Annotated in this window: 15 protein-coding genes; 9 read left to right on the forward strand and 6 right to left on the reverse strand. The window is 63.3% G+C overall.

What is annotated here, in order from left to right:
- Positions 1-43 precede the first annotated feature (43 nt).
- Positions 44-1,339: a hypothetical protein gene (locus tag HV753_RS21190; RefSeq protein WP_175176550.1), complete on the forward strand. Its 1,296-nt coding sequence runs from the start codon at positions 44-46 to the stop codon at positions 1,337-1,339.
- Between the two features lie 48 nt (positions 1,340-1,387).
- Here HV753_RS21190 and HV753_RS21195 read toward each other — a convergent pair whose 3' ends face one another.
- Positions 1,388-1,729, reverse strand: coding sequence for a hypothetical protein (locus HV753_RS21195; RefSeq protein WP_175176551.1), 342 nt, complete (start codon positions 1,727-1,729; stop codon positions 1,388-1,390).
- A gap of 224 nt (positions 1,730-1,953) precedes the next feature.
- On the opposite strand from HV753_RS21195, the gene HV753_RS21200 reads away from it, so the two are divergent.
- Genes HV753_RS21200 through HV753_RS21210 form a run of 3 tightly spaced genes read left to right on the forward strand, consistent with a single transcriptional unit; the run spans position 1,954 to position 3,037 of the window.
- Positions 1,954-2,208 (forward strand): type II toxin-antitoxin system RelE family toxin, encoded by a 255-nt coding sequence (locus HV753_RS21200; RefSeq protein ID WP_175176552.1) that lies wholly within the window; start codon positions 1,954-1,956, stop codon positions 2,206-2,208.
- Positions 2,192-2,587 carry a helix-turn-helix domain-containing protein gene (locus HV753_RS21205; RefSeq protein WP_175176553.1) on the forward strand — a complete coding sequence of 132 codons (396 nt, stop codon included), beginning with the start codon at positions 2,192-2,194 and terminating at the stop codon, positions 2,585-2,587. The genes HV753_RS21200 and HV753_RS21205 overlap by 17 nt, the downstream gene beginning before the upstream one ends.
- A 45-nt stretch (positions 2,588-2,632) precedes the next feature.
- The gene (locus HV753_RS21210; protein ID WP_175176554.1) at positions 2,633-3,037 is read left to right on the forward strand and encodes a GCN5 family acetyltransferase; all 405 of its coding nucleotides are present in this window, start codon (positions 2,633-2,635) and stop codon (positions 3,035-3,037) included.
- Positions 3,038-3,049: 12 nt separating this feature from the next.
- Here the strand turns inward: HV753_RS21210 and HV753_RS21215 are convergent, their stop codons facing one another.
- Together HV753_RS21215 and HV753_RS21220 are read right to left on the reverse strand one after the other, a co-directional pair.
- Positions 3,050-3,790 (reverse strand): SDR family oxidoreductase, encoded by a 741-nt coding sequence (locus HV753_RS21215; protein ID WP_175176555.1) that lies wholly within the window; start codon positions 3,788-3,790, stop codon positions 3,050-3,052.
- A gap of 37 nt (positions 3,791-3,827) precedes the next feature.
- Positions 3,828-5,168: a CitMHS family transporter gene (locus tag HV753_RS21220; protein ID WP_175176556.1), complete on the reverse strand. Its 1,341-nt coding sequence runs from the start codon at positions 5,166-5,168 to the stop codon at positions 3,828-3,830.
- Positions 5,169-5,324: 156 nt separating this feature from the next.
- Between HV753_RS21220 and HV753_RS21225 the strand changes: the two genes are divergently transcribed.
- The 5 genes from HV753_RS21225 to HV753_RS21245 all read left to right on the forward strand — a co-directional run bounded on the left by HV753_RS21225 (position 5,325) and on the right by HV753_RS21245 (position 9,921).
- Positions 5,325-6,029 (forward strand): response regulator transcription factor, encoded by a 705-nt coding sequence (locus HV753_RS21225; protein ID WP_175176557.1) that lies wholly within the window; start codon positions 5,325-5,327, stop codon positions 6,027-6,029.
- A 4-nt stretch (positions 6,030-6,033) separates the two neighbouring features.
- Positions 6,034-7,455: a sensor histidine kinase gene (locus HV753_RS21230; RefSeq protein WP_175176689.1), complete on the forward strand. Its 1,422-nt coding sequence runs from the start codon at positions 6,034-6,036 to the stop codon at positions 7,453-7,455.
- Positions 7,445-8,512, forward strand: coding sequence for an ABC transporter substrate-binding protein (locus HV753_RS21235; RefSeq protein WP_175176558.1), 1,068 nt, complete (start codon positions 7,445-7,447; stop codon positions 8,510-8,512). The genes HV753_RS21230 and HV753_RS21235 overlap by 11 nt, the downstream gene beginning before the upstream one ends.
- A 156-nt stretch (positions 8,513-8,668) precedes the next feature.
- Positions 8,669-9,397, forward strand: coding sequence for a LuxR C-terminal-related transcriptional regulator (locus HV753_RS21240; RefSeq protein ID WP_246288340.1), 729 nt, complete (start codon positions 8,669-8,671; stop codon positions 9,395-9,397).
- 203 nt (positions 9,398-9,600) lie between these two features.
- Positions 9,601-9,921 (forward strand): DUF4148 domain-containing protein, encoded by a 321-nt coding sequence (locus tag HV753_RS21245; RefSeq protein ID WP_175176560.1) that lies wholly within the window; start codon positions 9,601-9,603, stop codon positions 9,919-9,921.
- Positions 9,922-9,945: 24 nt separating this feature from the next.
- Here the strand turns inward: HV753_RS21245 and HV753_RS21250 are convergent, their stop codons facing one another.
- Genes HV753_RS21250 through HV753_RS21260 form a run of 3 tightly spaced genes read right to left on the reverse strand, consistent with a single transcriptional unit; the run spans position 9,946 to position 13,888 of the window.
- Entirely contained in the window at positions 9,946-10,359 is a 414-nt protein-coding gene (locus tag HV753_RS21250; protein ID WP_175176561.1) for a YbaN family protein, read from the reverse strand.
- A 55-nt stretch (positions 10,360-10,414) separates the two neighbouring features.
- Positions 10,415-11,002 carry a biliverdin-producing heme oxygenase gene (locus tag HV753_RS21255; RefSeq protein ID WP_175176562.1) on the reverse strand — a complete coding sequence of 196 codons (588 nt, stop codon included), beginning with the start codon at positions 11,000-11,002 and terminating at the stop codon, positions 10,415-10,417.
- Positions 11,003-11,017: 15 nt separating this feature from the next.
- A complete protein-coding gene (locus HV753_RS21260; protein ID WP_246288341.1) occupies positions 11,018-13,888 on the reverse strand; it encodes a TonB-dependent receptor in 2,871 nt (956 codons plus the stop codon).
- Positions 13,889-14,199 lie beyond the last annotated feature (311 nt).

The raw sequence follows: 14,199 nt of genomic DNA on the forward strand, positions 1-14,199 counted from the left end.
ATGGGATATGCTTTCCGCCTGGAAATTGTCAGGATCGTTCCCCATGCAAGACGCCACCGCCATTCTGGATGCTTTCGAGCGCACGGGTTGGAAGAACAACGACCCCATGGCGCAGACGCTGCAATTGCGTCTTGAAGACCCCAAGGCGCTGGGTGAACTGGTCGCGCAATCGCTGGACAGGCCGCTGGACAGCGCCACATTCATCGACGCTGCGCTCGACTTGATGGACGACGACACCTACGCCGCCACCGTCGCTCTGGCATGGCGACGTGCCATGCAAGGCATCAGGTCGGACATTCTTTCCGGCGTATTGGACTCTGCCGCCCTGCAATACCCGGATGTTTTCTCCGGCCACTGGGACCAACTGCTGGCTGCCGCGCACACGGGCGAAGGCGGCCCTGAGTATCTTGAAGGCCATGCCTGGCGCGCCCTGGACGCGGCCACGCGGGAACGCTGGCGCGCGGGACTGGAGCCAGACACCCACGAGGGAACCCTGGGCCGGCAACGCGCCATCGCTTTACTGCGTTCGCGCCAGCCCGAGGATGTGTCGCACGCGCTGTCACGCTTGTTTCCCGATGCCTTGGATCCGGCTGCCACGTCCTGGCTGATGCTTGCCGGCTACGCCAGACACGCACACGGCTTGCGCTCGCTACATACCGAATATCCCTTGCATATCGGATTCAGCGACGCGCAGCGCAAACACATGCAGGCCGGGCAACCCGCTTGGCGACGCGACATACACAAAGCACACGCTACCTGGAATGCCGCCGCCCCCGCCATCGCGCAGGCGCGCATGGGTGGCGTGCTTTCCCAAACCTGCGGTCTATGCCATGCGCCCCTGCACCGTTTGCTTTCCGTGTCCGACCCCACAAAGGCCGGCATCGCCTGCGACACGCCGATTGAATTCGCCACGTGCCTGTCGTGCCAGGGTTGGGAAAGCGACGGCCCGATGTTCTATCGCCATGGCGCCGATGGCGTCACCACGGCCCATCCGATTCAACAACGCGACACGCCGCTGACGCCGGACTTTATGGCTGATGCCTTGCTGGAGGCCGACCTTCAGCTGTTTGCCGCCCCCGCCCGCTGGACCTGGCAGGACTGGGGCGAATCGAATGGCCGTCAAAACCTGAGCCGCGTCGGCGGCCCGCCCAGTTGGGTGCAGTCGGCCGATTATCCGGACTGCCCGGATTGCCAACAGGACATGGCCTTCGTCATGCAACTGGATTCCGGATTGCCCCAGGCCGATGGGGGTGAATGGCTGTGGGGTAGCGGCGGTTGCAACTATACATTTTGGTGCGCTGACTGCCGTGTCAGCGGGCACCTTTGGCAATGCACCTAGCAAACGGAATTACCCGGCGCCGCCCCGTGGTGGGCACGTCGGAAACCGCTATTCTTTCATCAGCGCTTCCACGCACATATTCACTACGGGACTGACCAGTGCTTCTATGCGCTCACGTTCCGGACCATTCTCACCTGCCACCAACATGCGGTCATAGGTCACGTAGTCCTTGAGCGGCACGGATTTCTGCAATCCATCCACGACGCAACGGCAATAGCTGTCCGCCCGTACATCCGCGCCCGCCAATCCGCGGGCGCTTTTCTTGAAACCCTCTACGCAAGAACTGTAGGTGACAAGCCGGACGTTCTCGGGATATTCGTTTTTCTTTCCGCAGGCAGCAAGCGCTACCCAGGCCGCGATGCCTATAACCGCCAACCACTTTCTTTGCATGGGTCTGCTTCCGTTGAATTGCGAAACCCCGCATTTTTGCACAAGCACCATCACCAGTGCCGGCCCTGATGAGAAACCGTCCTGGAAACAGGAAATACGTTTGATTGCAGCCTTAAGCCCACGTTAGAACACAACGGCCTCCCGTCCAAAGCGAGTCAGTGCGCGTCGCGACGGGCTTTATAACCTATATAGCTTAGGCTATAAAAATGCAGGGCCCGCGGCACATGTTCGCCATCAATTGGGCGAAAAAGGCGGTCAAGCAATGGCTAAAGATTCCCGCCATACACCGAACCCGGATAGCCGCCGAAATCACGAAATTAGCGTTCTTTCCCGCACTATCGGACATCAAAGCACTGGCAAATCACCAGTACGGGTATCGGCTCAGAGTCGGCAACTACCGGGTTCTATTCGACGTCCAGACGGAAATTCGGATCATAGACATTCAAGAAGTGAAGAAACGCGATGACAACACGTACTGAATCAAGGACGCGAATCGGCCGCGACCTTCATCCCACGATCCTTGAAGCCGATGGAAAACCGGCCTTTGTCGTTCTACCTTATTCTGAATATCTTGCGCTGACGGGCAATCGACCGACCTTGAGCCATCGGCCGCCCCGCGTTCCCACGGATGGCACCATTCCACACGAAGTGGTGTCGCTGATGGCAAATAATGGCTGGGGCATCGTGCGTGCATGGCGAGAATATCTGGGCGTCACCCAAGTTCAGATGGCATCACGCCTGGGCATACGGCAACCCAGCTACGCCGCCATGGAAGCGCCTGCCGCCAAAATAAAGAAGATCACGCGCGAACGCATTGCCAACGCACTGGGTGTGCAGTTTGATCAGATTGACGTGTAAGGCCAACTACAATCGCGTCCGATCCATTTCGGCTTCCAATACCCGATGACCACCACCCCTCTATCCGCCCACCCCATCGCCATCGACCCCGATCTGGTCGGCGAGTATCCCGCCTTGACCAAGTCCGGCGGCGGCTATTTCTACGATGACGTGCTTGAGTATCGGGTGTGGGTACACCCGCATGCGGGCGGTGAAGACTTGCACGATGGCGACGATTACTACTACGCCTTCGCCACGTTTGAAGAAGCCACTGAATGCTCGGACGACACACCGGGCGCGGAGCGGCCCTTGGTGCTGGTCCGCCAACACGAGTCCATCAACGAACCCACACCCGGCGTCTTCGAGCACTACGCTACCGAGCGGATCACCGAATGGCGCGTGGAGTGGCTGGCGGATAGCAAGCGCACCCCTGCGTCCATCCCGGATTTCCTGAAAAGCCGCGCGCACTAGGCGCGACGGCCATCAGCTCATGTACACGCCGCCATTGATGGCGTAGTTGGCGCCCGTCACGAACGCGGCTTCGTCGGACGCCAGCCAGGCGCACAGGCCGGCCAGATCCTGCGCCGTGCCCAGCCTTCCGACGGGCACGCTTTCGATGATGCGGTCCAACAGCGCGGGCGGGAAGGCCTTGACGGTATCGTCGGCAATGAAGCCCGGCGACACCAGGTTCACCGTCACGCCACGCGCCGCCACTTCCTGCGCCAGCGACCGCGTGAAGCCGATCACCGCGCCTTTGGCGGTCGCGTAGTTGATCTGACCGATCTGGCCTTTTTCAGCCGCCACCGACCCGATATTGATGATCCGCCCCCAGCCGCGGTCGGCCATGCTGTCGACCACCTGCTTGGTGCTGTTGAACAGCGTGTCCAGATTGCTGCGCAGCACGGCCGACCAATCCGCGTACGCCATCTGGCGAAACCGCATGTCCAGCATCGACCCGGCGTTGTTGACCAGCACGTCGATTTCGCCGACTTCGCGGCGGACCTTGGCAAACGCCGCCTCGGTCGAGGCCCAATCGGTGGCATCGCCTTCCGACGCAATGAAGTCGTAGCCCAGGGATTTCTGTTCCTTCAACCAGCTATCGCGGCGCGACGAGCGCGGGCCGCAACCGGCCACCACGCGGTGTCCCGCCGCGTGCAGCGCCTGGCAAATCGCGGTGCCCGTGTGGCCCATTCCGCTGGTGACGTAAGCAATACGCAAAGCCATGAACGTTCCTTTATCTAAGTGCGGCACGCGCCGCGGGTCAACCCACCGCCCCCATCAAGGGGAACAGGCCAAACGCCAGGGCAGCCACCAGCATCACCATGCAGACCATCGTGGCCCACTTGAGCGAGTAGCGTTGATGATCGCCAAATTCCACGCCGGCCAGGCCCACCAGCAGATACGTGGACGGCACCAGGGGGCTGAGCAAATGCACCGGCTGGCCGATGAGGGATGCGCGCGCCATTTCCACCGGCGAAATCCCATAGCCCTGCGCGGCTTCGCTCAGGATCGGCAACACACCGAAGTAGAAGGCGTCGTTCGACATGAAGAATGTGAACGGCAGGCTGACCAGCGCGGTGATGCCGGCCAGGTACGGACCCATCGCATCCGGAATCACGGCCAGCAGGCTGCGTGACATGGCTTCCACCATGCCCGTGCCAGACAGGATGCCCGTGAAGATGCCAGCGGCGAAAATCAGCGATACCACCGACAACACGTTGCCCGCGTGCTGCGAAACGCGGCGGCGCTGCTCGGCCAGGTTCGGGTAGTTGATGATCAGCGCGATGGCGAAGGCGATCATGAACAGCACCGGCAAGGGCAAGATGCCCATCACCAGGCTGACCATCAGCGCCAGCGTCAGGCCTGCGTTGACCCACAGCAGTTTGGGGCGGCGCAAGTCATGGTCGACCTCGATCTCGGGCAGGTTCTTGGGGCCGTCTTCGTCGTAGCCGGCATGCAGCGACGCACCGTTCGGCAGCGACAGCACGCCCAGGCGGCGGCGCTCGCTCAAGCCCAGGAAGAACGCCAGGACCAGGATCGAGACGATCGCCACGCCCATCACCGGCACCAGCGGCACAAAGATGTCGCCCGCGTCCACGTGCAAGGCGCTGGCGGCGCGCGCCGTCGGGCCGCCCCAGGGCGTCAGGTTCATGACACCGCTGGCCAGCATCGCCAGGCAGGTCATGGACAGCGCATTCATTTTCAGGCGACGGTACAGCGGCAACATCGACGCCACCACGATCATGTAGGTCGTGGAGCCATCGCCGTCCAGCGAAATCACCAGGGCCAGCACGGTCGTGCCGACCACGATTTTCAGCGGATCGCCCTTCACCGCGCGCAGGATGCGGCCCACGATGGGGTCGAACAGGCCGGCGTCGATCATCACCCCGAAATACAGGATGGCAAACATCAGCATCACGCCCGTCGGCGCGATCTTGCGGATGCCGTCCAGCATCATCTTGTCGATGCCGGCGCCAAAACCGCCCAGCAGCGCAAAAATAATGGGGACAAGGATGAGGGCGACCAACGGCGACAGGCGCTTGGTCATGATCAACGTCATGAACGTGATCACCATGCCGAAGCCAAGCAGGGTCAGAAGCATGAGGGGTATCTCCGACTAGTCATTGTTATGTGTGGCACTGCCTCCGGCGGGGGAAGCAGGTGCGCAAGACTAGGAAGAAAAGCTGTCTGGAACCTGTCGTTTTTTGGAAAACCGGCCTGCGCGGCGCGCCCGGCGCCGGGGCACTACAATCGCCCGATGCGCATCCTGGTAATCGAAGACGACGAGGATCTGGCCGACGCCATCGTCCGCCGGCTGCGCCGACTCGGCCATGCCGTGGACCTTCAGAACGACGGCCTCAGCGCCGACGGCGTCCTGCAATACGAGACCTTTGACCTTGTCATCCTGGACATCGGACTGCCCCGCATGTCCGGCTTCGACATCCTGCACCGCCTGCGCGACCGCGGCAGCAAGACGCCGGTGCTGGCCCTGACCGCCCGCATCGACATCGAAGACCGCGTGCATGCCCTGGACACCGGCGCCGACGACTATCTGGCCAAGCCGTTCGATTTCCGCGAACTGGAAGCCCGCTGCCGCGCCCTGCTACGGCGGCCCATCGCACAGGCCACGGGCGTGCAGCGCTTTGGCGACCTGACCATCGACAGCGCCGCCCGCCAGGTGACCTTGGCCGGACAGCGCATCGACCTGCCCAAGCGGGAATACAGCCTGCTGGAGATCCTGCTGGCAGGCATGAACCGCGCCGTCAGCAAATCCGAAATCGCCAACAAGCTGTTCGCCTTCGACGACGATGCCGCCCCCAACGCCATCGAGGTCTACATCGCCCGGCTGCGCCGCAAACTGGAAGGGTCGCCGCTGCGCATCGAAACGCAGCGCGGCACCGGCTACCTGCTGACGTCCACTGAAGACGCGGACAACGCCACGTCCGGTGCGCCCCGGGCCTGACGCCGTGCCGCACGGCCGCATCTCCGTCCGTCGCCGCCTGCTGGCCATGCTGCTGGCGCTATTCGCCGTTGGCATCGGCGCGATGTACCTGCTGGTGCGCGGCTATGCGCATCAAACCGCCGACACCACCTATGACCAGCTGCTGCGCGCGTCTGTCCTGTCCATGGCCGACAGCCTGCAATTCGTCCAGGGTGAATGGCAAATGGACATGCCCTATGCCGCCCTGGCGCTGCTGGAACAGGCGCCGCGCGACCGCGTGTTCTACCGGGTTGCCGCCGCCAACGGGGCGTTGATCTCCGGCTATGCCGACCTGCCGTCGCCCCCGGGGCTGCGGCAGGCCGGCGACGCTGCGCAGGCCAGCGATTCACCGCAGCTGTATGCCACGTCCTACCAAGGCGCACCCGTGCGCGTCGCCTGGATGGAGCGCAAGATCGCCGGCCCCCGCAGTGCGGAGTCCGCCGTCATCCAAGTGGCGCAAACCCGCGAAGCCCGCAATGCGCTGGCAGAAAGCATTCTCTGGCAAGGCACACTGGCCCTGATCGGTTTCACCGCCGCCGCGCTGGCCTTGGCGTACTGGGGCCTGCAACGGTCCTTGTTCCCCATCCAGCGCATCGAACGCGAACTGTCCGCGCGCAATGCCTCGGACCTGCACCCCATCACCGCGCCCGTCCCCGAAGAACTGAACACCCTGGTGCATTCGCTGGACGGTTTCATGGCCCGGCTGTCAGAAAACCTGGACACCCTGCGTCTGTTCATCGCCGAGGCCGCGCACCAATTGCGCACGCCGCTGGCCGCCCTGCATGCGCAGATGGAAGTGGCGCTGGATGAAGAGAATCCCGCCGAGCAGCGCCGCAGCCTGCTGGCCGTGCTGCGCAACGCCGAAAAGCTGTCGCGCCTGGTCAACCAACTGCTCAGCGACGCCAGCGTCATCCATCGCAGCAACGTCAGGCAATTCCAGCCTGTCGACTTGGCGGAACTGCTGCGTCAAGCCGTATACGACACGGTTCCCCAGGCCGATCCACAACCCGATGTGCGGCTACGGCTGCCCGACCACGCCGCGAACCATGCCCCCACGGTGATGGGCGATAGCCTGATGCTGCGTGAAGCCTTCAAGAACCTGATCGACAATGCGCTGCGCCATGGCGCCAACGAAGACGGCCACATCGACATACGGCTCGAGGCCGATGACGGCAACTGGCGCATTACCGTATCCGACCACGGGCCTGGCATTCCGCCTGCGCTGGCCAACGCGGCTTTCGAGCGCTTCGTGCGCGGCCCCAACCCGCGCGCGCCTGGCGCCGGCCTGGGGCTGTCCATCATCAAGCGCGTCGTCGACATCCACCAAGGCAAACTCAATCTGAGCAACCGCGTGGGCGGTGGCCTGGATGCGGTTGTCACCTTGCCCGCCTCGTCCCATGATGCATAGCGCCCTGTCCCTGCTCCGCGCACTCGGCACAATGGCTGCCCTGCTGCTGGCCGCGCCAGCACTCACCGCCGAGGCCAGCGGCAGCGGTCTGACACTGGGTCCGACAGACAGCAAGAACGTGCTGGTCCTGCATGCCTCCAACAGCGTGCAGGTCTTTCGCGGCGTGCTGGAAGACTTCAGCATGCTGAACCCGGGCGTGCGGCTGGAATACACCGAACTGTCCACCCAGCAGCTTTACCGCGACACGGTGGAACGCGCCAGGCAGTCCGGCGCCCGCAGCGGCCCCGATCTGGTCATCAGCAGCGCCATGGACTTGCAGACCAAGCTTGTCAACGACGGCTACGCGCAGGTTCATGTGTCGCCCGAGACTCGTTCGTTGCCGGCCTGGGCCAACTGGCGTGATGAAGTCTTCAGCATCGGCACCGACCCCATCGTCATGGTCTACAACACGGGCAAACTCGCCGCCGCGCGCGTGCCCCATACCCGCCGCGAACTGCTGTCGCTGCTGCAAGCTCCCGACCGGCCTTTGGCGGACAGCATTTCAACTTACGACGTGCAGGGCAGCGGCATCGGCTATCTCGCCGCCACGCAGGACACCCGGCTGGACAGCATGGCCGGCGCGTTGCTGGCCGCCTTTGGCCGCAACGGTGTGACCATCCATGAATCCACCGAAGACGCGCTGGACAAGCTGGAGCGCGGCGACATCACGCTGGCCTACAACCTGCTGGAGTCCTACACCCGGCACCGCATCGACCAGGGAGCCCCGCTGGCCATCATCTACCCGCAGGACTACACGCTGATGCTGTCGCGCTCGGCGATCATCCCCAAGCAGGCGCCGCGCGGCGACCTGGGCGCCCTGCTGCTGGACTACCTGCTGTCGCCCCGGGGCCAGGAGATGCTGGCCAAACAGTCCGGCATGCGCCCCGTCAACGCCTCGGTCATCCCGGCGGCGGGCGTGCGGCCCATGGCGCTGGGCGTGGGGCTGCTGGTGTATCTGGACCCGCTGAAGAAACGCCACTTCCTGGACGTATGGCGGGCAGCGATACAGGTCCCCTGACCGCAAGGCGGGCCGGGACTGATGAAAACATCCTGGTGCCGTCGCACCATCCCCCGCCAATACCGTGCCCAGGTTGCCGGCAATCCAAAGGATTTCCTCCCTGTCCGCCATTTCACGCGCATAATTTCTTTCTGGATTCCGCGGTGGAGGCACATCATGGCCGAGCATCAGATTGCCTTGCGGCGCCCGTTCGACGCGGCGCCCTCCCGGATCAATCCGCCGCCATCCTGGCAGGGCATGCAGCGCACGGCCCTGGATCCGTCAGACGCCAGCGACGGCACCCGGCGCAGCAGGCGGGGGCTGCGGCAACAGGCCTTGACCATTGGCTGGCAATCGATCGATAGCGCCTTTTCGGAAGTCGGCGAAGCCGTGCTGCTGATCAGCAAGGATTCATTGATCGACAGAATGTCCGCACTGGCCACACGCTACCTGGATGATGGCCATGGATGGACGGTGCGCGGCGGCCGGTTACGCCACGCCAACGCCAAGATGCAGCGATTGTTCGACGCCCATTGCGCCGCAGTCGCCAGCGATCGTCACACCCGATCACTGGCCACCACCGCCAGCTGGGGTGAAGTCTTCTGGGTCGATATCAGCCTTGCGCCCGCAATTTTGAACCAGACAGGCGGGCGGATGCTGCTGGTGCGCTTGCGCCGCAAGAGCGCCTTCGCCCTGCCCGACGTCGCCCGGCTGAAATCCGTCTTCGACATCACCCGCGCCGAAGCCGCCGTGTTGGCGGGCCTGGCGGCCGGCCATAACGTGGAAGAGGTGGCCACTCTACGCCAGGCCTCGGTGCTGACGGTGCGTAAACAAGTGGCGTCGTTGCTCAGCAAGATGGAATGCCACCGGCAGTCCGAACTGGTCCGGCTGGCCTCCTTGCTGTAGGCCGATCGTTCTTGCGCGGCCAATCCGGCGTACTCAATATTGAGTATGCGGCGCCCACCCATGCGGCCCTACGATGAGTCCGAAGCCAAGGGAGGAGGGACCCTCCGGTCACGCGGCTGTCCTTGCCAAAGCCTGCACTCTCGCATGCCCACAACGACACCGGGCCCAACGCCGCGGGCACCATCGTCATCAAGGAGCCACTCATGAAGACTGTCTTGTCGTTCCGCGCCCTTATCCCCGTCGCGCTAGCGGCCTGCGCCCTGCTGTCCGGCCCTGCCGGCGCGCAGCAGGCCGTCGCCCCCACTACCGCCACGCCGGAACCCAATGTCGCGCTTAGCCGCGACGATGTCATGCGAGATTTGGCCGCCTGGAAAAATTCCGGTGTGGAAAGAAGCTGGAACAGCGACAACACGCCGGACATCAACAGCCCGGAATATGTCGCCAACTATCGCAAGTATGTGGATACGGTCAGGCCAAGCAACGCACCGATGCAAACGCAATCGCAGAATCCGGGCAAGTGGTAGCCGGCCTGCCCGCTGTTGCGAACCTCATGCCCCTGGGCGCCGGCAGGCCGATGGCAGGCCGGTGAAAGGGGCGGCATGGGGAGCCGGCAAGGGACGTGACACCACCCAGGTTGCGCACGCCAACATGCCCAGGCCCGTGCCCAGGCCCAGCCACCACGAAGGGTGCGCGCCCCACGCGAAGCCGCCGTAGCCCAGTGCCATGCCCGCAACAGCGCACAGTTTGCCCTTGCGGCTGATCGCGCCTTGCTCGCGCCATTGCCGCAGCGTGGCGCCGAAACGCGGATGATTCAGCAGCCAGGATTCCAGTCGCGGCGAACTCCGCGCAAAGCACCCTGCTGCCAGAATCAGGAAGATGGTGGTCGGCATGACAGGCAGTAAAGCGCCGATCACGCCCAGCGCCACCATCAGGCACCCCAGCGCAAGCCAGGCTAGACGCATCGGATCGTCCCCGCCGCAGCGGAAAAACTCACGGCGAAAGACACCGGGATCCCTTTCACGCGAACTCATGCTCCACGTAGCCGCGCACGGTCCCGAAAGCCGCTTGGGCGCCGGCCGCCACCACTTGCTCCTGATCTGGCGTCAGCGATACCGCGTCCAGCGCAGCGGCAAACCCTCGCCAATGCTGGGCCACGCCTTCCGGATGGCCATCAAGATGCCGCGCGCCAAAATCGCGGTCCAACCCCAACATCTTTCCGGCCAGCTTGTAGAGGACCGCCGCACCCAGCGTCGAACCTTCGGCCACATACAGCCAACCCAGCGCACCGGGCAAGGGCAGATCGGCATCGAGCGCTTGCTGCGTGGACGGCGGTTCGGCGCCCAAGTCGGCCAGGTCGCGTCCGACCAGCTCGACGCGCCGGCGTGCCTTCAGGTCAGGCAGCAATGCCGCCAGGTCGGCGCGTCCGTAAAGAACGTCCACGGTGTGCAGGAACCGGTATTGCACGCGCAGGAATCCCACGTAACGTTCACGGCTGGAGAATATCCGGGCGTCCATGATGCGGCGGTCCAACGAATCGTGGGTAGATGTCGTCACTGCCTTCAGGCGCTTGGCCCGTTGGAAGAGATCATTGGATGATGACGTCATAATCAACTCCTCGGATTAGAACCTGGTCTGCACCCCCACGCGCAGCGTACGGCCGGGCGCGGGCATGAAGCTCTGGGCCAGAGGGTCCAGGTAGTAGCGGTTGGTCAGGTTTTGCAGTGAGACATTGATTTGAGTGTGCTCACGCAATTTGTAGTTCAAGAACAGATCGAACAGCGTCACCTGATGGTAGACAAGCTGGGGCGTCGTCGCGCCGGTCTGCCACGGCTTGTCGGCCTTGACGGTGGGGCCAGACGTGTACGTCATGCGGCCACCCACGGTCAGCGTATCACTGAAGAACCGAAGGCCGGTAGTGAGGTTCACCGCCAGCTTCGGCGGATTCTGCGTATTCGTGTACGACCCCATGAAGCTTCCCGGCGTGCAGTTCGGCGTATCTCCAGTCTGCTGGTATCGATTGGCGCTTGCGCGCAGGCGTGCCGCGAACGCCGCGTCGCAGGTCTCCGTCTTCAGGTAATAGGTCGCTGACAAGTCGGCGAACACGCGGCCCGCGTCGTAGTGCGACTGCAATTCCAGGCCGCTGGTCTTGAAGCTGTCGGTATTGCTGAACTGCATCAGCCCGTTGTTGCCTGGGCTGGGATCGTAATAGCGAGTGATGTAGTTCTTGATGTTGTTGTTGAAGTACGCGACCTTGATGGCGGCCGAATCGCCGTCGGTCAGCACATTGCCGCGCAAGGTGCTGGCGCCAAGTTCCCAACTATTCGAGCGCTCGGGCTTCAGTGCCTTGCCTGGGTCGGTTTGCAAGGTGCCCCGGCTGGTTTCAAACAAGGACGGCATGCGCAGGCCCTGCGTGTAGGACGCATAGACAAAGGTGTCGGGCACCAGTTCAAGATTGAAGCCCGCCGACGGCGAAAAGCCGCCGCCACTGCTGCGCTGCTTGCCGGAATAGTCGTATCCGGTGACCACCGGCCCGACCTGCGACGGGTACACATTGACGCGGGTCGCACCGAACTCGTTGAACGGAACGCCCTCGAAGGGATTGTTCGTATTGCCGAAGACGATCCCGTTATTCAGCCGGGGGTCCGTGGCATCGGTGTACTGCCCGTTCTGGTCCGGGAACCACATCATGTTGCCCCAACCGCCGGGCTTGGACGCCGAGATGTAGCGCAATTCACGGTCCTCGCGCCGGGCCGTGGCGGAGATGCCGTTGTCCTTCGTCGTGAAGTGGCTGTAGCGGCCACCGCCCCACAGAGTCAGCCTGTCGATCGGCTTGTAGTCCAATTGCCCGCTGAAGCTGAACTCCTGCCTGGAAGCGTCGCGCAGCGTACGGCGAGCGTTGATGTCGTGCTGCGTGGTCACCACGCCCTTCTGCGGGCGAATGTCCTCAATCTGGAACGAACTGCCCAGATCCAGTTTGAAATCGCCGGCACCCGTCTGAAATCTGGAGACATTGCCCAGTTCACCGCCAATACGGCGGTCAGCCAGCCGAGTCCAGTTCCGATCCGATCGGTAGGCCTGCGATTTCGGCGCCAGCACCGTTGTCAGTTGGCTGGTCTGGGCATCCGTCATCCACAGGTTCGCCGTCAGGTCCACCAGCGGGTTACCCGCCGGCTGGAAGTTGTAGCGCGCCGTGTAGGTGTCGATCTTGACTTCACTCAACGGGTACTGATAGATGCCGGCCGTGCCGGATCGGAAGATATCCGATGGCATGATCTCGCCCATTTTCCCGTCGTAGTTGCGGTAGCTGAAACTCAGCGTATGACCGTCGGCTGGCCGTATCGTCGCCTTCAGCAGGATCGACTCCGTTTCCGCTGACGAATTCAGCACCTCTTCCCCAGCGTTGTAGACGGTGGCCACGCTGCTCTCTTCACGGCCATACTTGCTGTATGTGCGATAACGGTCCTGCCCTTTCTTGCCGCTGAAGTAATTCCCCTGATTCCGGCGCGCATAGGCAGCCACCAGGTCCAGGCGGTCGTTCGTGTACCCCAAGGCAATGCTGCCTGATTTCGCCTGCGAACCGAACAAGCTGCCGCGGCTGTCGTGCGGCGCGGAAAACAGACTCTCCTTGCTGTTGTCGGGGTCGCGATAGGCGGGCTCGACGCCGTTATTCCAGACGTCGCCCGTCAGACGCACGCCGAATGTGTTGTCGTCCACCAGAATGTCCTGGATGCCAATCGTGCGCATCTCGACCGAACCGCCGATCGCCCCCGACTTCATCGATGGGCCCTTGTTGATCGTCACACTGCTGATCAGGTCCGCGTCGATGTAGCTGCGTTGCTGCGTGCCCGCATAACCACGGTAGACGTCCAGCGCTTGCTCCGCGCCATCCACCTTGACCGCCACGCGGCTTTGCCCTTGAATGCCCCGGATATTCACATCCAGCGCGCCGCCGTTGCGGCTATCGCCCACCTGCACGCCCGGCACGCCCTTGAGCAGATCGCCTGCGGAAATCCGGCCAAACCGATCAATGTCCTGGCTGGACAGGTACACGGATGAACGCGGCGCCGTATAGACCTCTTTCTCGGGCAACCCGTCAGCGGTGGTCAACACCGCAGGCAACGCAAAAGCGCCGGAAGATGACGTCTGCATCGACGCCAGCGCGTAGCTGCCGTCCTGGCGTGGCACCAATTGCAGCGGCGTCCCCGCCAACAACCGTTGCAAGCCAGCACGCACCGTATAGCTCCCCACCAACGCGGGCGCCGTCAAGCCGCGCGTCAACGCCGGGTCGAACGACAGCAACAATCCCGACTGGCTGGCGAAGCTACCCAATGCCGTGCCCAACGGGCCCGCGGCGACGTCATAGGTGCGCAGTGCGGCATCGTCCAACCGGGTAGGCGCAGTTGGGGCGGCGGCGGCTGCCGGGGCGTCCTGCGCTTGGGCGACAGCGCCGCCTGCGGGCAGACTGATCAGCGCGCAACGCAACGCGAACACAGCTGGGCGCAACCGCCATGACGATTGCGGACCTGAGGGGAGACGACGGACTCGATGCATGCTTTTCCTAACTCGTTGGGTCTGGTTCCCGCGTCTGACGCGAGTTCTCAGAGCCCTTGCCGCACGAGATCGGAAAAGGGATAGGTTTTGGGGATGGTTCATGGGATCGACCAGGCGGCCACTGTTGTTTGCAAGCTCCACATCTGGCCCTCAGGTTGCGAATCGCTAATTACTGAATGATAATTGTTTTTATTCAAATGCCAACCACGCACAACGCGCGCCAGGCAAAGTCGCCGCTACGCCCCCTCTCT

Source organism: Achromobacter pestifer (genome assembly GCF_902859625.1).
Taxonomy (GTDB): Bacteria; Pseudomonadota; Gammaproteobacteria; order Burkholderiales; family Burkholderiaceae_B; genus Achromobacter; species Achromobacter pestifer.

What these genes read in the sequence shown, in the direction of transcription:
- HV753_RS21240 (WP_246288340.1), top strand. Translation starts at nt 8,669, where the DNA reads ATGGCCGAGCATCAGATTGCCTTGCGGCGCCCGTTCGACGCGGCGCCC.
- HV753_RS21195 (WP_175176551.1), bottom strand. Translation starts at nt 1,729, where the DNA reads ATGCAAAGAAAGTGGTTGGCGGTTATAGGCATCGCGGCCTGGGTAGCG.
- HV753_RS21250 (WP_175176561.1), bottom strand. Translation starts at nt 10,359, where the DNA reads ATGCGTCTAGCCTGGCTTGCGCTGGGGTGCCTGATGGTGGCGCTGGGC.
- HV753_RS21200 (WP_175176552.1), top strand. Translation starts at nt 1,954, where the DNA reads ATGTTCGCCATCAATTGGGCGAAAAAGGCGGTCAAGCAATGGCTAAAG.
- HV753_RS21205 (WP_175176553.1), top strand. Translation starts at nt 2,192, where the DNA reads ATGACAACACGTACTGAATCAAGGACGCGAATCGGCCGCGACCTTCAT.
- HV753_RS21225 (WP_175176557.1), top strand. Translation starts at nt 5,325, where the DNA reads ATGCGCATCCTGGTAATCGAAGACGACGAGGATCTGGCCGACGCCATC.
- HV753_RS21245 (WP_175176560.1), top strand. Translation starts at nt 9,601, where the DNA reads ATGAAGACTGTCTTGTCGTTCCGCGCCCTTATCCCCGTCGCGCTAGCG.
- HV753_RS21220 (WP_175176556.1), bottom strand. Translation starts at nt 5,168, where the DNA reads ATGCTTCTGACCCTGCTTGGCTTCGGCATGGTGATCACGTTCATGACG.
- HV753_RS21190 (WP_175176550.1), top strand. Translation starts at nt 44, where the DNA reads ATGCAAGACGCCACCGCCATTCTGGATGCTTTCGAGCGCACGGGTTGG.
- HV753_RS21215 (WP_175176555.1), bottom strand. Translation starts at nt 3,790, where the DNA reads ATGGCTTTGCGTATTGCTTACGTCACCAGCGGAATGGGCCACACGGGC.
- HV753_RS21235 (WP_175176558.1), top strand. Translation starts at nt 7,445, where the DNA reads ATGATGCATAGCGCCCTGTCCCTGCTCCGCGCACTCGGCACAATGGCT.
- HV753_RS21255 (WP_175176562.1), bottom strand. Translation starts at nt 11,002, where the DNA reads ATGACGTCATCATCCAATGATCTCTTCCAACGGGCCAAGCGCCTGAAG.
- HV753_RS21210 (WP_175176554.1), top strand. Translation starts at nt 2,633, where the DNA reads ATGACCACCACCCCTCTATCCGCCCACCCCATCGCCATCGACCCCGAT.